Here is an 18,825-nt window from a genome sequence, read left to right as displayed (position 1 = left end):
ATATTCAAAACAGAAAACCAAAATCAGTAGTCTAAATTTGATGATATCAATGTCGTTGTACAATTATAAAAAAAAAATCGCTTTACTTCCTTATTATTTTCCATTTGCTTGTAAAGAATGATAAATTAGTGATAACACTAACCTGAAACACAATATAATAAACGCATTAATTTAAGTCAGACATACCCATGTGTATCCTTGCAGATACCATACTATCAGATATTAAAGAATAATACCCCTCAACCACCTGTTTTAAGGATGTATTTTTTTTTATACATTTAGCCTATATTTACCTTTACCTTGATGAACACTTTTTTTTTAGCCCTCGACCCCACCCAGTTAAATAGGCTTTTTCCCTATTTTCTCCTGCTGGATACAGACCTGAAGATATTGCAAACGGGCAATAAACTGAAGGCTATCAGCGCAGATTGCCTGGATAAAAATCTTTTTGAGTATTTTGATTCTGATGATCTGGACTTTACCAGACTTGGGGAAACGGAGCAGCAAACGTTCATCAGGCCTAAACAAAATGGCGGAAAGGTTTATGGAAGCTGGGAAAAATTAACCGAAAACAAACTGTTGTTTTTCGCCGGGAGAAATTACAGTCTGGATGCAGAAAAACTGGATGGGCAGAAAAGCGAGGTTATTCTCCAGGTTCAGAACACAGGGCTATTGGATGTTGCGCTATTGCCCAACACCCGTAATTTCGACAAAGTGATTGGAGATATGGGTTTTGGTTTTGTAGAAATGGATTCCGATGGCAGGATACGCTATGCCAACGACCGGTTTTGCAGCATGTCGGGCTATCATCTGGCAGAAATGAGCGGCCAAATACCCGGACTGTTGTTTGATAACGATTTTTTCCAGCAAGATTATGTGCGGGAGCTGACCGGTGGAACTGATGCCGGACTGCATGAGATCGTATTTACCGATGCACAGGGCAACCAAAGGTTATGGCTGGCGGGCCGAACGGTAAACTACGACCAAAAAGATGAAAATATTGGCTGGGCGAGTATATGTTTTGATGTGAGTGCACATAAAAGCTTTGAACAGGAGCTTATAACAGCCAAAAAAGATGCCGAGCGTACAGCCGGTATCAAGGCGATGTTTCTGGCCAACATGAGCCACGAAATCAGAACACCAATGAACGCCATTATCAGCATGGCGGGTTTGCTTTCCAAAACCTTACTGACCGAAGAACAGGATTACTATCTACAGACTGTACAAACAGCTTCGAAAAGCCTTTTGGTAATTATTGATGATATTTTGGACCTCTCTAAAATTGATGCCGGAAAACTCAATCTCGAGCATATTGGTTTCAGCCTACCCATGGTGTTTACCGAGGTAATGCAGGTAATTACCCATAAAGCGGTAAAACGGGGACTGGAACTCAGCTATCTTCCGCCAACTGGCAATGCAATATCGCCTGTGCTAATGGGAGATCCCTACCGGATTACCCAAGTGGTACTCAACCTGATGACCAATGCCATTAAATTTACCGAAAAAGGATCAGTACTGTTAACAGCTATTGTGCTGGAAGATACAGCGGACTTTCAGGAGATCGAAGTATTGGTAAAAGACACCGGGATAGGAATGGATACAGAATTTCAAAGCCGCCTTTTCGACAATTTCAGTCAGGAATATGAATCGGTAACGCGCCAATATGGTGGCACCGGACTGGGCATGAGCATCTCGCAGAAACTGGTTGCGCAGATGGGTGGCTACTTTAAGGTAAAGAGCGAAAAAAATGTGGGCTCTGAAATTTCCTTTGTGGTAAAACTGCAGAAAGGACAGGCTGCCGATATGCCTGCAGAAACAAGGGTTGTTCATCATGAAGATTTATTTGCCGGACGCAAGATTCTTATTGTGGATGACAATGAAATGAACCGACTGGTAGCCAGTACCATTTTGCTTAGCTATGGCCCACAGGTAATTATTGCTGAAAATGGGGAAATAGCACTTAAGATGTTGGAAGATGAGGTTTACGATCTCATCCTGATGGATATCCAAATGCCAATACTTAACGGTTATGATACGACCAAAGCCCTCAGAAAAAAGGGCTATGCGGGAGCAATTATTGCGCTTACCGCCTCTGCCATAGAGGGCGAACGGGAGAAATGTTTGGCGGCCGGAATGGATGACTACATCACTAAGCCCATTAATGAGGAGCTGCTTATCAGCATGGTTGACAACTGGATCCAAAAAAAGGCTGCCCCATTGCCACTTGTTGCCCCTGAACCCAACCTACCTTTGTATAATCTGGATGGGCTGAGGGAAATTAGCAAGGGACGGGAAGATTTTGTGACCAAAATGATCGAAATGTTCTGCGGACAGATGCCCGGTTCTTTAGCAGAACTAAACCAGGCCCACTCAGCCGGCGATATGCAACAGGTTTCCAAACTGGCACACAAACTCAAGTCCACCATTGATCATCTTGCCATTATTCCGCTTCAGCGTACCATCAGAGAAATTGAGGCGGTGGGTGATGAAAACACCCCAGCTGCTGAGCTAGACAGGATGATAGAAGAAGTAAACCATGTACTTGGGCAGGTAATGGCCGAGCTTAATGCAGAAATTGCCATCAGAAACCCAAAATAAATGGGTTAGGATTATCGGCGCAGTAACTTTCTGTATAGACCAGAGAGGAAATCAGAAATCCTTTTGCCAAGCAAACGGTTAGATAACCTGCCAATAACGCTGTCTCCCTGATCTGAAATCCAGGAGGCTGCAAAATGATGTATGCAATAGGTATCTGCTGTGATATTGATTTTTAGGGTTTTCCAGCTTTTAGGACTGAAAAATGCACTGGGATAAATAGTGCAATATCCATCAAGCTGTTGGTATGAGTTGTTCAGGCGCAGTCCTTTTTTTACTTTCATAAACGCGGTAATACTTTCCGTATTAGGTTTTGTATCCGGTTTTCCGTTCGTTAAGTAAAAACTCCTTCCATCATAATAAGTTATTAGGTCATTTATCCAAGAACTATCTTTTACACTTCCCATAACTGCTGAAGTAAGCAGTAAATTACCCTCAAAGCCTGTAAAAGCAACACTATCGAGCATTTGCACGTCAAAAGAACGCAGCAGCTCCACGTCCGTATCGAAGTAAATACCGCCCATGCTTTTCAGTGCATACAAACGGCAAACATCTGAAACAAAGGCAAATTTACGCTCCCGGTAGGCTTCTGCACTATACTGGTACATGTTCACATCAAAATTATCTTCGTTCCATTCCACAATCTGGTAGCCGGGAAGATATTTTTCCCATGATCTCAGGCATCTTTGAACAAGTTCAGACATCTCTCCCCTGCCAAACCAACAATAATGGATTATTTTTGGTATCATATCTTTCCTTTTTTGAATATCCTTTTATACCCCTCCATCAGTGTTGCACGGTTAAACTGTACTGGCAGGGTAATAATGAGCAGCACAGTACCGATGATGGCACAGTTTAAAATAAATGTGGCCCAAGAACCCACTGCTATCAGATCTGCTTTTTTCCAGCAGTAGGTTACTGCAATAAGCACGGTAAAACCAATCAGGCCTTTGATGATCTTTAAAAAAAAATAACTCTTTTTCTCTTTTAAGCAGTGTGCTGCATAGAGCGGGGTAAATGTAAGGTGACTGAATACACCGCTTATGGCTGCTGCAAGTGGAATAGCATAAATACCTAAACTGCTGTAGAGGCAGAGCAATATTACCAGCACAAAGTTTAATACCGAAATAAAAATGCCCCAAATCGATGCTACCTTTAACTTGTTGGTAATCACAAAAACATGATGCACTGTTTCCACTGTTCCATGTACAATAAAAGGCAAAAGGGTAATAACTGAAAGCAGATGTAAAGCCTCTGCATCTTGTGTAGGCAACCAAAGCCTGAAAAAATCTCCTCCATACACAAAAAACACCGCCAAAGGCAAGAGCACAACCAGAAAAATAGCTTTGAATGATAAGTCAAGTGTTTTCTTTAGCTTTACCATATCATCCTGAGCATAAGCTTTCAGCATTTCGGGCAAAAATATAGGTACCACAATTCCCAATAGGATATAAATGGCATTGGGGATAAACTTGGTGAGCGAGAGAAAACCCATGCCAGAGGCTCCAAAAAAATGGTTTGCGATTAAGAGATCTAACTGGGTATTGATTACATTGGAGAGCGCGATAATTGAATTCCACATACCAAAGCCAGCAACCAGCGAAAGTGCTTTCCAAGAAAAAAACGACTTATCGATCACCACCTCCGGAAGCAGTTTTTTGGTCAGCCTGTAATTGGCATACAGCATATACACCGCCGTAAGTGCGGTTACCACACCCAGGAAATAGATTTTGGGCTTAAAAAAGTAAAACAGCAGCACAACTGCGCAGAGTTTTACCGCATTGGATATGATGTTGATGTACGCAAGCCTATCGAACCTATTGAGCGCAAATGCAGCCACCGAAAAAACAGCCGAGGACACATTGATAACGAGGCTGAAGAAGATAAACACAAAAAGCAGTCTCACATCTTCTAAAAGGCCTCCCGGAATATCGAGTACATTATTGATGAATAGACAAAACAGGGCACTTAAAGCAATAAAACCTACTGAAATGGCAATATTGCCAAACAGGATAGAGTTGAAATACACATTTACTTCCTTGATATCCTTTTTTTCCAAGCTGATGGTAATATATCGGCTGGACATGGAGTTCAATGCGGTGGTGATAATGCCGGCATACATCACAAAGTTATTGGACAGTGGAAAGAATCCGTAAGCTTCCCTGCCCAGATGTTCTACAATGTAAGGTGTAAGAAAGAAGGAAATGCCCACACCAGAGAGCGCACTGAAAAAATTGGAGACCAGGTTAACTACAAAACGTCTTCTATCCATAACTAGCTGCCCTAAAGTAAGGGTTTTATTTCAATTTAACCGGCGCTGAAATGCATTATCCAAAATTTTAGTTATTTTGGCCTATCAAAATATTTAATCCCCCGTCAGCTTGGAGCCACTCGTATCAATTGTTACCCCCTGCTATAATTCCGCTTCCTTTATCAGCGCAACCCTTGAATCAGTTGTTAGCCAGGAATATAAAAACTGGGAGCTGATTGTTGTGGATGACCGCTCTACTGATGACACCTGCAAAATTGTAGAAGTGTATGCTGAGCAGCACACTGGCATACACCTGATCTCTTTAAAAGAAAACGGTGGGGTATCAAACGCCCGCAATATTGGCATGGCAGCGGCAAGGGGAAAATACATTGCATTTTTAGACAGTGATGATATCTGGTTCAAGGATAAGCTGTCCCGTCAAATAAGCTTTATGGAAGAAAAAGGATTGCCCTTAACCTTCTGCAGCTATAAAAGGATTAATGAGGAAGGAAAGGTTATTTCCGCGCAGATCCCTGTTCCTGCTACAGTTGTTTATAACAGCCTGCTGGCCCATAATGTGGTAATTTTTTCAACCTCCATGATATTAAAGGCGGCCATAGGCGAATTGCAGTTCGGCCAGGCCGGGCACGAAGACTGGATTTTCCTGCTCCAGATATTGAAAAAAAACGGTACTGGTTATGGCATCAATGAAACCCTGGCTTTCTACAGGGTTAGAAAAAACTCGGTATCTTCCAATAAACTCCAGGCTATAGGATATACCTGGAATATTTTTAGGAAAAGTGAGGGCATCGGTTATTTGAGATCAACATTTCTGCTGGCCAGATATGCCGTTTCTGCTACATTGAAAAGATTAAGGTAAAAACTTTTAGGGCAATACCATGCCCAAATCTGCACTGCTGCGCTTGTGCGTGAAATTCCACCAAAGCCCTTTGAGCACCCACTTGGCCAGATCAGCCCTACCATGTGCATAATAAGAAAGTACCGCTTTAGGACAGGCGATAAGACAAAAATACAGCGAGAACAGCAAGTTGGTTGCCCATCCGGTATTTTTTCTGATAAAGAGCATCCTGTTTCTGGTCATAAAATATACCTTAATTGGGCTTTCCTTCCCTACGCTGACCGATTCTTTATGATAAACATGCGTTTTTCCGGTAAACCAGATTTCTTTACTTATCCGTTTGAATTTCTCACACCAATCGAGTTCCTCGTAGTACAGAAAATAATTTTCATCCATTAGTCCTGCGTTCAACAGATCGTGCTTGCGGCACATTACCGCTGCACCATGGCAAAAGGCAGTTTTGTAGGTCTGCGTAAATTGCCCGCTGTTTCGCTCAAACTGGCCGATGTAGGCATTTCTGCCGGTAAAATAGTTTAAAGGCGTAAAGCCTGCATACTGAACCAGATCATTCTGATCAAAATAAAGTAACAGCGGCGATATCAGGCCAATTTTTTCATTGCTATCGAGTTCCGTCTGCATGGCTTCTACACATCCTGCAGGTATTTCGGTATCGTTGTTCAACAGGAGGATATAATCTCCAGAGGCCTGCTTGATGCCCAGATTGTTGCCACCGGCAAAGCCAAGGTTTTCGCCTGAACGGATATATTTGATATTTTCAAAGTACGGGCTAAAGATATCACCCTGATCCTTATCTGCCCCGTTATCGACCAATATAACTTCTACGTTTCCGCCATGATAAGCGCTTGCTATCGACTTAAGCAAATCGATAGTTACTTCTTCCTGATGGAAATTAACAGTTATAATAGAGGTTAAGGGCATAGTTGGCTTAAATTTACGGTATGTTGAACAATTTGGGATACAGCTACTGTTTTATTGGAATTACTCCCCTGAAATGATCAAACCTCCTTCGATCTTATTTATCATTTTGTATATTTCCTGGGCATTGGCCTCCCAGGTATGCGTAGCAGCAAACTTGATCCGCTCTTGGGCGAGATCCGGATGATCCTCAGCAAGTGCTTTTTCTGCCAACTGCAGATAATCTTCTTTGGTATCGGCAAGATAAACGTGATCTTTAAATATATCCATCGCTTCGGTTTTAGTGGCTAGGGTCGGCTTGCCCATGGCCAGGTACTCATCAATTTTACGGGGATAATTTCCGATGGTAAGCGGATTGATTACCTGAGGATTAAGGCAAACGTCAAAACCTTTGATATAAGAAGCCAGCGCATCAGGGCTTTTGGGACCCAAAAAATATACATTATTCAGTTTATGAAGCTCGCTCCTACTAAAGTCTTCATCCTGCGGTCCTACCAATACAATATTCCAGTCTGGCCGCTGCTTTGCCAGATATAACAGGATATTTTCATCGAGCCTTATGGATAGCAGTGCACCCACATATCCTAAAACCGGCTTTTTAATGGATGAAAGGTCTTGGGGCACCGCTAAGGTATCGCTGCTGTTAAAAAGTGTGAGGTCACAGCCTTGGCCTACATAAAAGGCATTAGGGTTATATTTCCGGCAATAATTGGCCAGGTATACAGAGTTGGCCACGCATAAATCGCTTTTGCCGATCAGTTCAGGCTCCATGTAACTGCCATGGCGTTTCCAATATGGCGTGGCCACCACATTATCTCTGGAGTAATAAATGCTTACGGCTGGATTTAACAGTTCTTTTAAATGATAACTTCTAAAAATATCATTATCGTTAAATAAAATGAAGTTTTCAAAACCCAGTTCCTTAACCGCATCCTTAATTGATTTTGCAAACCTTACATTATTGATCTTATTCAACCACCTGAACAAGCTATTGAACCTTACCCAGTTAACCGATTCTACCAGCACACGCGGATAATACACCCACAGGTTGGCAGATATTTTCTCCAGGGCTTCTTCTTTGCCTGCAATAATATGCAACCTCTTTTTTACACCTGCTGTACTGCGCTGCAGCAAACTGGTTTTCCGGTCTAAAGGCGCATTCACATACAGCACGCGGTTGTGCTTGCTAAACTCCACCGCCAGATCTTTACAATTGCTGCCAATGGTAGTATCCCAAGGCTGTTGCCCTACAATGATGATATCCCTGTTCTTTAAAATAGACATTGGCTTATGTTTTTTGGTTTGGTGTTTTCATTCCCCTGATAAAGCCAAAAATTCCAGCAACAGCACCGATAATGAGTAGTAACAATATTGGCATAATGTTAGGTTTTAGGTTTTGAAAAAGTGGTATGCTGGTGCGGCGTGGCCATATTCGATCGTTTTACCTTCCCGATACTCAGCAGGGCGATAAGCATCCCGATCATTGCCCTTGGTATTTGCAGCACAGCGATGTAAAGCCTCTTGTCCCTGTAAAAGCGTCCGGGTACCGAGATCAATAAGGTCAGACAGATTGCACTGAACAAAAGGAGCCATAAGCCTTTCCCAGGCCCAAGTGGATTAAAAAATGATTGTGCTGCCATAACAAAAAGTAATCCAAGCAATAAAATACGGGGCATGAGCAGGGTTTGCAAAGTTTTATTGAAAAAACCAATATTGCCCTTAAACAGTTTAACTAACCCTTCGGTGGCATACTCCTTTATAAATTCGATCTGTGATGCTATCCACCGGGTTCTTTGTGCAGTAAAAACCGCTGCATCGCCCACTTTCTCATCATAAACAAATACATCATCAAGATAGAGAACCGCTGAACGGTCGGCAGCTATCAAAAAATCCATTTTCTTGTCCTCACCCAAGGTTTCTCCTATATTTTTTAACAGGGAGTGAAAATAGGCAAAATCAAATGCAATCCCCGAACCGATTAATGCTGGAGAAAAGCCCATTACCGCCTGCCCTTTCCGGTAAATCCGGTTATTCACTTCTTCATTGCAGGCATCCAGAAACGCAAAACTGCTATCGAGGTTTTTTGCCGTGCGGTGCAGCTGGATCACCTTATGGCCCTGTTGAGCGGCACTATTGACACAGTTCAAGCAATCTGCGCCCATCAGGTTATCTACATCAAGCACAAAAGCAATATCGAAGCCCCTGTGCTTTAAATTTTCCATGGCTTCAAGAAGTGCTTTCCCCTTGGTACTTTTTTCAAAAAACACCTCTATCACTTCTGCCCCTTGTGCCCTCAGCTGTGCACAAGTTTCCTGCTTTAAGCCATCTGCGATTACAATAGTTGCAAATTCTCCTTGATAGGTATGCGCAAGTGCTGATTTTACGCTGTCCATAATCACCTCATCGGCCCGGTAGGTTGGAAACAGTACTGCTATTTTCTTATAACTTTCCGAATCCTTTTTGGCACTGGCTAATGGGAAGAGCCCTGCTACTGCAAAAAAAGCTAGGTACAAGCAGTTGAACGACAGGTAAATTGCCAGTATCCAGAGCAGCACATGTGTAATGTTATATATCAGTTCCATCAGTTTCCAGTTGTATTTGCTGCCTATCGAGTCCCGGTGCGATAAAAATAAAAGCCCAAGACATAAACATAATTACCGACGAAGGCATGCCGTTCATCACCTCGTTGCCATAGCTGCAGATAAAACAGGCTACGGTGCCAGCGGTGAGCGCTATCATTTTGACCCTTAATTTTGGGTCGCGGATTTTCCAGGCAATGCCCCCGCATTTCCCTATAATATAACAGGTTAGCGCAAACCAAATGCTTAGCCCCACCACACCGTACATTACCCAAACTTTCACCCAGTAGCTATCGGGTGGTATATTGGCTATCGGCCGGTCTGCATTATAAGTGGTACCGTTCATCCCGCTCATGCCAAGGCCTGCGCCAAAGGGCAGTTCATCAAGCAGGTAACTCAGTTTATGTTGGTTTTCCAGCCTAACGGCCAATGAGGCATCCTTTGGATCGAGCGCAGTACGCAAGCGGTGCACCTGGAAAATATGGTCTCCAATATCCGTATATTTCAACAGCCCAAACCCAGCTGCGCAAAAAATCATGCCCACCACGAGTACCGCAAAATTTCTGCTTAAAAAAAGTGAGGCCACAAGTCCTGCCGCCAATGCAAACAGCGCCCCCCTTGTTCCGGATATGGCCATGCCATACAGAAAAACGAGTGCAAAAAAGGCAAAGGTTACTTTTTTTACAAAGCTGAACGGTCCAGCGGCCAATGTGAGGGCGATAACCGCCATAATGGCTTGAGAGGCACCGAACTGGCCTGCATCCGAATACATTGAAAATACCCTTAGCTTTCCGTTTATGATGTGTGTACCTGCGTTTCCTGCGTTCATCCAGATCTGTTCGCCCTGCGAAAGCCCCAGATAAAGCTGCTTCATTCCATATAAAGTAGCTACCAGTGAAAGCAGCAAAATACCTGTAATAAAGCGGTTGAGATCGGCTATCCTGTTAAAGAGCAGAAAAACAAATGGCGCAACAAGCAGCCAGCTTAGGGCCGCAAAGCGGAGTTCATTGAACCAGCCCAAAAAACTTCCCCCATAGGGATTTAGAAGCTGCAAAATACTGATGGCAAACCAGACCAGGGAAAATAATACATGTTCGTTTCTGAGCCTGCTCCAATCGAAATTTTTCATATGAACCAGTATGCTGGCCCAGGTTAACAGCAATATCCCATCCAGTGCCAAACCTACCGGGATCTGCAGAAAATATTTTACCAGAAAACCCAGCACAAAACAATAAACCAGATATACCCAAACCCCTGTACGTGGATTGCGGAACAAGCTGACCATAAAGATGCCCAGCCCCGCAATGGCCAGTACCGACAGTGGCCCCAGCAATCCAAACGAATAGGTAGAGCCTACCACCAACACCGAAAGGCAGAGTGAGATGATAAAAAAAACTATCTTTTTTTTATGGTCTAGAATATATGCATTTAACCTATTGTGCATTGGGCCTGCCTATGGTTGTTTTACCCCTGTTATCATCCAGCCGGCAAACTTTTCATCTCTGTTCAACTCTACCAGTTTTGCTTTCTGCTGTTCATTCAGCGTCGAACCTGCGGTAAATATAGCGGTGTACTGGTCTACCATCGAAATCCATTCCCTGTTACCCTTCCCTTCTTCTAAAGGTTCAAAATCGATAAGGATCAGATCAAAACGGCTCCTTAAATGATCGAAAGTTTCAGAAAGTCCTGCCCTGTCCCTGATTTCAAGTAGTGAGCGGCCTTCCAAATCATTTTTCACAAAAGAAAAAGGTTTGGTTTCGCTAACAGATGTGCCTTGCAGTACCGCAGTAATGGTCTGATCGGCGGCAATATCCAGTTTTTTCAAGGTAGAAATCAATTCCTGCCCACCAATCAGTAAAACATTTTTGCCCATAGCCGCAAAAGCATAAGCCAGGTTGATCACCGTAAAGGCATCACCAGCCGAAGAATTGGCAGCAGTTAATCCCAATACCTTGTGGTTGTTTTTGAAGAGCAAACTGTCCAGCTCAAAACGCAGTGTACGGAGCTGGTTCCTAAACACCGCAAACGATCCCTCAGGCTGCCTTTCAGTCCATATCTTAGTAGTATTATTCGGATCGGCATCAATAAATCCCAATTCGCCGATCAGTTTTGCCTGTAGCGCTGAGCGCAGTTCGGCCCCATTATTTATCGAACGGTCTAAAACCGATAACAAGAACAGGGTACAAAAACAGATGGCTAAACTGGCAATGGCACTAAGGGCAAGGAATATTAGTTTTTTAGAGTTTTCTGGTGTTGTGGGAATGCCTTCCTGCACCAACTGTAATCGTAGACCAATATTTTTATCCAGACTTGTCTGATTATAGCGGGACAGGATTTCCAGGTATTCTTTCGTTGCCACATCGGCATTGCGTTCAAAATCCTGTACGCCCGCATCAAAAGGAACCATTCCGCTGAACTTTGCATTGAGCTTGGCCAGTTCCCTATCAATATCATTTATCCCTGCTGTTGCCCTTTCAATCTCTATTCCCAAAGAGATTCGGCGTTGCACCAAGCTCTGTTTGGCAATAAGCGGATCGCTAACATACTGGTCATTCGACTTGATGAGCCTAGAGCTGAGCTGCTGCTGCAATGAATCAACTGTTTTTTTATCGGCGGCCTTGTATCCATTCCGTAAATAAACATCTTCTGCTGCCTGTATCTTATTTTTGATGCTGATGATTGCCCGGTTATCTTCTAACACTTCAGCACCGAGGTACTTATCATTGGATCTGCTCGCCAATTTTTCATTAACACTCTTCAATGCGGCCTGCGCTGCCTGTTTATCAATCAGGGCCTGGTTTTTTCGGGTTTCGTTATCGGTAATCTGCTGATAAACAATCTGCGACTGCTTATCCAGGTTCAGTACGCCATTTCGGATCTTATAGTCTTTCAACTGGCGTATCCTGTCATTCATTACCGCTTCCTTCTTTTTAAGCAGCGAATCTAATACCACAATTGCGGTATTTTTATTACCGATCTGCTCTACACTATAATTATTGATAAAATCTTTTGAAAGCGTATTGACCACAAAAACCGAAAGCAGTGTATTGTGGGAGGTAAAGGCTACCGAGATGAAATCACTGTTCTGCTCATGGCTGATATCGAGTTTTTTGCCTATGCTCTTTTCATCATAGCCCATAGAGGTAACCATTTGATAAAGCCTTACCCTACCCGTATCTAAGGGTGTAAGCACCTGCTTTCTGTTTAGCCGTTCTTCAAAAATGGCAATCGCTTCTGTACGCTGCTGGGCACTTAAGCCCTTTAGTTCTTCACTCCAAGGCCTAAAAGCTGCTTTTTGATCTTTCAGGTCGTGTAATATTAACCTGTAAGAAAGCAAACTGATGTTTTTGGGCATCTTCATGATGTCCATGATGGTAGAAAACTGCTGATTAAGCTTTATAATTACATCAGGCCCTGTATAGCTGGCATTATCTGGGGCCAGTTGTCTGGAGGGATCCAGCAGTCCGGTTGAAAGTTTTGCTTCAGACCTGTAATCGTGCGGCAGGTTTCTGAGGAAGAAAAAACCCACAACCATGGTCAGGATGAAAACCGTAAGGATCATCCACTTGTATCTTTTTATTGTTTCTAAGGATTTCTGTATGTTCATCCGTTTTTATTTCACATTTTCCAGTACTTCGCCGATCAGTGCTTCAAGCGATTCTTTTGCCTTTAAGAGATTGAGCTCTGCAAGCAACCTTTCCGAATTGGCATAGGAAGTTAGGGTTTTGGCCTTGGTATAATCATCAAGGGTAGATTCGCCTTTCTCAAATTTGTATCTCAAACCGTCGCTGGCTGCTTTATTGTCTATATAGGTCTGCGCCTTAACCCGTAGGTCGGCAGCTTCCCTAAGATATTCAAAATAGGTCTTCTTCACTTCAGATTTTAGCAGGATATCGTATTCCTGTGCCTGAAAGAATTTCTCGTTATGTTCCTCCTTGGCCTGGCGAACCAGTGCTGGCGTGCGGAACAGTATGCCCAAATTGAAATAGATACCAAACTGTATCCCATTTAAAGTGTAAGGGTTTGCCGTATTGTACCTGGCGGCATTGTTTGGACTATAATTATAAGATGCGGTAAAGGCATCGAGATAGGTTGCCTTGGCTACGCCAATTTTTGCCTTGGCACTCAGCTCGCTGGCCTTGAACATTTTCCTTTTGGGATAATTTTTTAGGGCAAGGTCAACGTACTTTTCCAACAGTTGATAGTTAATGTCTCCGATAAAGCTCTCTTGAGCCTGGACAACATTTAGGGAAGCAAAAAGAAAAATAATAAATAGGATAGTCCGGGTCATTGATTATTGCATTAAAAGCTCCCCATCAAAAGGGGTATTTCTTTGGATACATTCCAAATCTAATTAAATAGAATGTTTTTTTCGTAAAATCCTGTACTTTTTTCTTCAGCAGTTGATCATTGTATTGAAAGCCAGCATTTACAATGGATAAAATAAGATTTTGGTACGAGAATAGATGCTAACGCTTGGATGTTTTTAGCGCAGAAATAGGGTAAAAACAAAAAACCCTCTAAATGATGAATTTAGAAGGTTTTTAAGGGATTTTAAATCCTTTTAAGTCGGGATGGCAGGAATCATCCAATAACCTCGTAAAATACTATACTACAAACAGTTACGAGAGCTCAAAAAAGCCTGGTTACTGCAAAGGGAAGCCCTATTTTCGTGCCAAAACGGCATAATTCCAAACTCATCCGAGCTTATACTTTCATCAATTTTTCAATGTTTTTTCCATAGTCTAACTTAAGAAAAATATGCAAAACATTCAAAATTTAATCGGATCACCCCGACGCCTTTTTTTTTGAGCTTTACGGAAAATTATCATAGGCTAAATTACATATTTCAATGAAACTGGTTCTTCCCCATTATTGTTGGTTTTTTAGTTGCTGACCACTTAAATGAATTTAATAACAGATTCTCTACAACGTTCTCAATACAGTTATTCTTTCATATGTAAACTGGATAACCATTGGCTTTTTAATTCCAAGAACAAAATTGCTTATCAAATTGTTAGAGTGAATTCCTTTCCGTTGCATTGATTGTCATTTTAATGATCTTCCTGCGGCAAAAAGGGTCTCCGGAATCTAAGCCTGTAGATGCTCCACATATGCAGACGGGAAAATTAGGTAGGTGCCCCTTATCAGACCATCCAACGTGTAAATTCAGGACGCAATTCTTGTAATGTTATTTCCGTTCCTGATTAGGTTCCAGGCGCGTTCTCCTTAAAACATGCGGGCATAGTCCTAGAACCCTGCTGATCTATTTATTAAAAATATTATTTTTAGTCCTATGAAATGGATTACCCGTGAACGCCCTAAAATTGACCGGATTGCATGCCCTTGGCTGATCAAACGTTTTGTCGATCCAGATGCGGAAATAATTTATGTGCCCTATGCCCAGGTAATGGCAGAAGCCCAAAAACTGGACGCCATCCCCTTTGATTTACCTGAGGTCGAATATTCTCATTATCAGGACCAGTGTACTTTTGATTATATCATCAAAAAACACCAGTTGAAAGATCCCGCTTTAGCACGAATGGCCCATATTGTCCGGGGTGCAGATACTGATCGCCATGACTTCGCCTCCCAGGCTGCTGGTCTGGAAGCGATCTTTTCTGGCCTTGCGTTTAATATCTGCGATGACAAGGAACTTTTAAAAATAGGCATGATCATCTATGACGGTCTTTATAGCTGGGCTACGCACTTGTTCAAAAGGAAGCACTCGCAAGATGGGCCTGTTGAGCAATTATTGCTGCAGGTTTACCATCAATACCTGAAGCAAGACCGGAGTAAAAAGACTCCGGAATGGGCCCAAACGTTAAAAGAGATGATTCAGGACCAGTTGGACACCAATATGTTTTTAAGTTTACAGCAAGCCTCAGAGGAACTGGAAATCAATCCGGCTTATCTTTCCAGGGAGTTTTCCAAGCACTTTGATAACCTGAGTTTTGGCGATTATATGCGCAAAATCCGAATTGGGAAGGCTCTTGAGCTTATCGAAATAACCAATCACAGTTTGACCGAGATCGCTTATCTAACCGGTTTTTCGGATCAAAGCCATTTTAACCGGATTTTTAAAAAGGTTACCGGGCAGAGCCCGTCAGCATACCGAAAACTGCGGAAAAGTAAAATTCAGACCAAAAGTTAAACCAATACAATTTTGCTCCCACAAACATGGATAAACTTGCATAAAAAAAGTTTTATTCATGAGATTCACCCCTACGATTTTATTATTTCTGTTTCTGCTGATTGCATTTGACTCAAAAGCGCAAACGATCCCAGTTCAGAGCTACCCCAGGATTGCCGGTTATGTGGGCATCCTCCATCCTATAATCACCTTTAGCAGTGCAGGCACTGATACTAATTTTGGAGATCATTATGTGGTAGGAATGCCTGTTGGCATCAATATTTGGAAAAGCCAGAAAATCGGCTTTTCCGCGGAATTCGTGCCTTCGATCAGAGTTGAGAACGGTAGTAGCAAAATGGCCAATTTTACTTTTCATCCCGGAGTATTATTCGCTTTGGGCAAAAGCTGGACTTTGGCAGGGCGGGCAGCTTTTGAGACCTCGGGTAGATATGGACTGACGCCGGTGATAAACAAAACGGTTATCAAAGGCAAGGGCGCCAGCTTATTTGCTGCAGTGCCATTACCTGTTCGTTTTGGTAACGACAAACCTGCATCTTTCACCGCCGGTTTTCAATTTGGAATTGCTTTTTGATATGAAACCAAAAAAATATACATTGAGGGAAATCACCCTATATTTCCTAAAACTGGGTGCCTGGGGCTTCGGTGGACCGGTTGCCCTGGTTGGTTACATGCACCGCGATCTTGTGGAGGAGCGGAAATGGCTGAGTGAAGAGGAATACAAAGAAGGACTGGCACTGGCCCAACTCGCGCCGGGCCCATTGGCGGCACAATTGGGGATCTACATTGGATTTGTGCATTATCGGCTCTTGGGCGCCACACTTGCAGGACTTGCATTTGTGATGCCCTCATTTATTATGGTTGTACTGTTAGGCATGGTATATCAATCCTATAGCGGCCTGAGCTGGGTGCAGGAGGTTTTTTATGGGGTTGGCGCTGCTGTGATCGGTATTATTGCCATCAGCGCCTATAAATTGACGCTCAAATCGGTGGGCAAAATCAATTCATCAGCGATGAAAGCCAATTGGATGCTTTGGCTTTTCTATCTGATAGCAATTGCCGTTACCATAATGACCCAGCAGGAACAGGTATTGTTATTTATGGCCTGTGGCCTGCTTTATATGGTGGTAAAAGTCCCACCAACGTGGATGAAAAGACGGGCCTCATTACCTATGCTTGTAGCTACGGGAATAGGTTTTTGGGATTATTCGAAAAATACTTTGATCGACATCAGCCTGTTCTTTCTAAAAGCGGGAACCTTTGTTTTCGGAAGCGGCCTGGCAATAGTACCTTTTCTACATAGTGGTGTTGTCAACGAATATCACTGGTTGAGCGAAGCCCAGTTCGTGGATGCAGTAGCAGTTGGCAGCACTGTCGACTTTCTTACCCTGTTTTCTGTTTACAGTGGTATTGGCTCCGTATTTTAACAAGATTGCCAAGAATAAAAGTATTAAAGCTTTTGTTGACGGAATCACGACTGCAGTAATCGGAGCGCTCGTCGGATCGGTCGTTGTTATCGCAACACGCTCAATCACCGATATCCCTACTGCCCTTATTGCCGGCGGAGCAGCTGTTGCTTTGGTTTATGTAAAGAAAATCCAGGAACCGCATATCATTGTAATCGCTGCATTATTGGGTATATTGATCAAAAGCATTTAAGAAGACAAAACGCAAATACGCCATGTTAAAGCAAGCTGGAATCAATCCACGAAATATGCTCAAAAGTTTTTGCATCAACAGGAAATGTAATTGTTTGATCCACCAGCCTTTTGATGAAGTCTGCGCATGAATTTGATATGTCTGCAAAATGGCAATGCCAAAATGACTGAGTTTTTAGCCTATTGTTTTTTCTCTATGTGTGTTTTTATCCTATCGCCTGATCATACCCATGTAAGCGCTGCTCTACCAGTAGAAATCTAGGCCCAGCTCTTGTAATAGATTTTACTTAAAACCTGCTGACTTATGATAAGTCAGCGGGTTTTAAGTTGTGTTTTATGCCAAACTGGTGCTTGGCGAATAAAAAGTTCGTCATTTGAGCTTATTGGTCATTAAAAGAGCCCAATTTGCATCTGTTTATTTAAAATCCGGTACCGGGAACAGATAACCCCCGAACAGGATATATGCCCACAGCACGGTCCAGAAGATGTTAAAAATTTGGGCCGTAACAAAAGTAAATGCCGGCCGGCCGCCTTGCAATTTAACCAGCGATGAAAATTTAGCTTCCATACCAATGGAGATAAAGGCAATGGCGAACCAAACCGTACGCAATCCGTTTAAGGTTGGTGCAACACTTTTTGCGGTTGCTGGCGACAGCAGGAAAGAGAATACTAGCGATGCAGCAACAAATCCGAGCACAAATTTCGGGAATCGCTCCCATACAATTTTAAGTCCGGGACTTTCGGCTTTAATTAAAACCTCACCATTTTCTGCTTTTGGTTTTTTATAGGCCCACCAGATGGCGATAAAAAATGCTGCTACCCCAATAAATACATTCTGCGAGAATTTGGCAATGACCCCTGCTTTAACTGCGATTGGTCCAACCAGATCGCCAGCCGCTGTAACCGTTGCAGTGGTATCTAATGTTCCACCCAGCCAGGCACCACCAATTACATCCGGAATATGAAAATACTTTACCGCCCAGGGTTGGATGATCATCATCGGGATGGCCATAATCAATACCAGCGTAGTTACATAGGACAACTTGCGTTTATCGCCATTAATGGCCCCTGCGGCAACTATAGCAGCAGAAACACCACAAATGGATACCGCTGAGGCCAAGATTACTCCGAATTCATCGTCTACCTTTAACCTACGGCTTAACCATAATGAGAAAAACCAAACTGCTGTTACCACAATAACTGCCTGCACAATTCCAGGCAAGCCTGCTTTGATCAAATCGGCAGATAAAATGGTGGTTCCTAAAATTACAAGGCCGGTTTTAATGTAAAATTCGGAACGAACGGCTTCTTTTAACCAATCAGGCAGCTTTACCACATTACCCAAAACGATACCGATGAGCAAGGCGAACACCACATATTCCAATCCGAAATAAGATACGTTTTTGTTGCCAGCAATAATGAAAGATATGATGGCAAAAAAGTAGATCAGTGAAAAACCTGCAGCAAACCTGGCTACATTACCACCTGAAATGCCAATTGCAATAGCCGCAAGTGCCAGAAAAACTGCGCCGGTTTCTAAAATGAGTAATAAATTCTGGCCTGAAAGGATTTTACCGAATAGGTCTTCGGAAGTAGCCCATTTATAGGCGGGCAGCGTAATTGTAGTACCGTTATTGGTTAAATAAAGTACGGTGGCAATAATAATTGTTCCTAATATTACGGCCCACCAATCTTCGGTAAGCGATCGTAAAAATGTTTTTTTGTCGGGTGTTATACCTGCGTCTGTTAAAGCTCCGGTAGTTCCCGTAGCACTGTTCTGTGTTGACATAGTTTTT

At 42.8% G+C, this 18,825-nt stretch carries 15 protein-coding genes and 1 pseudogene; 7 read left to right on the top strand and 9 right to left on the bottom strand.

Annotation, left to right across the window (positions count from 1 at the left end):
* The first annotated feature begins 303 nt into the window (after positions 1-303).
* Positions 304-2,598 carry a response regulator gene (locus tag ACS5PU_RS17110; protein WP_439460373.1) on the top strand — a complete coding sequence of 765 codons (2,295 nt, stop codon included), beginning with the start codon at positions 304-306 and terminating at the stop codon, positions 2,596-2,598.
* An 11-nt stretch (positions 2,599-2,609) separates the two neighbouring features.
* Here ACS5PU_RS17110 and ACS5PU_RS17105 read toward each other — a convergent pair whose 3' ends face one another.
* Positions 2,610-3,344, bottom strand: coding sequence for a glycosyltransferase family 32 protein (locus ACS5PU_RS17105; protein ID WP_439460372.1), 735 nt, complete (start codon positions 3,342-3,344; stop codon positions 2,610-2,612).
* Positions 3,341-4,867 (bottom strand): lipopolysaccharide biosynthesis protein, encoded by a 1,527-nt coding sequence (locus ACS5PU_RS17100; protein WP_439460371.1) that lies wholly within the window; start codon positions 4,865-4,867, stop codon positions 3,341-3,343. Before ACS5PU_RS17100 ends, ACS5PU_RS17105 begins: the two co-directional genes overlap by 4 nt.
* A gap of 109 nt (positions 4,868-4,976) precedes the next feature.
* On the opposite strand from ACS5PU_RS17100, the gene ACS5PU_RS17095 reads away from it, so the two are divergent.
* On the top strand, positions 4,977-5,726 hold the full coding sequence (locus ACS5PU_RS17095; protein WP_439460370.1) for a glycosyltransferase family 2 protein: 750 nt from the start codon (positions 4,977-4,979) through the stop codon (positions 5,724-5,726).
* Between the two features lie 6 nt (positions 5,727-5,732).
* Here the strand turns inward: ACS5PU_RS17095 and ACS5PU_RS17090 are convergent, their stop codons facing one another.
* The 6 genes from ACS5PU_RS17090 to ACS5PU_RS17065 form a co-directional block, all read right to left on the bottom strand.
* Positions 5,733-6,644 carry a glycosyltransferase family 2 protein gene (locus tag ACS5PU_RS17090; RefSeq protein ID WP_439460369.1) on the bottom strand — a complete coding sequence of 304 codons (912 nt, stop codon included), beginning with the start codon at positions 6,642-6,644 and terminating at the stop codon, positions 5,733-5,735.
* A gap of 60 nt (positions 6,645-6,704) precedes the next feature.
* Positions 6,705-7,925 carry a glycosyltransferase gene (locus ACS5PU_RS17085; protein ID WP_439460368.1) on the bottom strand — a complete coding sequence of 407 codons (1,221 nt, stop codon included), beginning with the start codon at positions 7,923-7,925 and terminating at the stop codon, positions 6,705-6,707.
* 98 nt (positions 7,926-8,023) lie between these two features.
* Positions 8,024-9,223 carry a glycosyltransferase family 2 protein gene (locus ACS5PU_RS17080; protein WP_439460367.1) on the bottom strand — a complete coding sequence of 400 codons (1,200 nt, stop codon included), beginning with the start codon at positions 9,221-9,223 and terminating at the stop codon, positions 8,024-8,026.
* Positions 9,207-10,664, bottom strand: a complete 1,458-nt coding sequence (locus ACS5PU_RS17075; RefSeq protein ID WP_439460366.1) for an O-antigen ligase family protein — start codon at positions 10,662-10,664, stop codon at positions 9,207-9,209. Before ACS5PU_RS17075 ends, ACS5PU_RS17080 begins: the two co-directional genes overlap by 17 nt.
* Before the next feature lie 9 nt (positions 10,665-10,673).
* On the bottom strand, positions 10,674-12,827 hold the full coding sequence (locus ACS5PU_RS17070; RefSeq protein ID WP_439460365.1) for a GumC family protein: 2,154 nt from the start codon (positions 12,825-12,827) through the stop codon (positions 10,674-10,676).
* A gap of 6 nt (positions 12,828-12,833) precedes the next feature.
* Complete coding sequence (locus ACS5PU_RS17065) at positions 12,834-13,415, bottom strand: TolC family protein (protein WP_439460364.1); 582 nt, start codon at positions 13,413-13,415, stop codon at positions 12,834-12,836.
* Positions 13,416-14,253: 838 nt separating this feature from the next.
* Between ACS5PU_RS17065 and ACS5PU_RS17060 the strand changes: the two are divergent.
* The 5 genes and pseudogenes from ACS5PU_RS17060 to ACS5PU_RS17040 form a co-directional block, all read left to right on the top strand.
* A pseudogene (locus ACS5PU_RS17060) lies at positions 14,254-14,409 on the top strand (DUF6766 family protein); the annotation flags it as partial.
* A 107-nt stretch (positions 14,410-14,516) separates the two neighbouring features.
* A complete protein-coding gene (locus tag ACS5PU_RS17055) occupies positions 14,517-15,374 on the top strand; it encodes a chromate resistance protein ChrB domain-containing protein (protein ID WP_439460363.1) in 858 nt (285 codons plus the stop codon).
* Positions 15,375-15,432: 58 nt separating this feature from the next.
* Positions 15,433-15,945: a hypothetical protein gene (locus ACS5PU_RS17050; protein WP_439460362.1), complete on the top strand. Its 513-nt coding sequence runs from the start codon at positions 15,433-15,435 to the stop codon at positions 15,943-15,945.
* A gap of 22 nt (positions 15,946-15,967) precedes the next feature.
* Entirely contained in the window at positions 15,968-16,798 is an 831-nt protein-coding gene (gene chrA / locus ACS5PU_RS17045; RefSeq protein WP_439460361.1) for a chromate efflux transporter, read from the top strand.
* A complete protein-coding gene (locus ACS5PU_RS17040) occupies positions 16,782-17,030 on the top strand; it encodes a chromate transporter (RefSeq protein ID WP_439460360.1) in 249 nt (82 codons plus the stop codon). Before chrA ends, ACS5PU_RS17040 begins: the two co-directional genes overlap by 17 nt.
* Before the next feature lie 414 nt (positions 17,031-17,444).
* Here the strand turns inward: ACS5PU_RS17040 and ACS5PU_RS17035 are convergent, their stop codons facing one another.
* Positions 17,445-18,818, bottom strand: a complete 1,374-nt coding sequence (locus ACS5PU_RS17035; RefSeq protein WP_439460359.1) for a YeiH family protein — start codon at positions 18,816-18,818, stop codon at positions 17,445-17,447.
* Positions 18,819-18,825 lie beyond the last annotated feature (7 nt).

The organism is Pedobacter sp. GSP4 (assembly GCF_051857575.1).
GTDB lineage: Bacteria > Bacteroidota > Bacteroidia > Sphingobacteriales > Sphingobacteriaceae > Pedobacter.
This window is presented reverse-complemented; position numbering and strand designations above follow the sequence as displayed.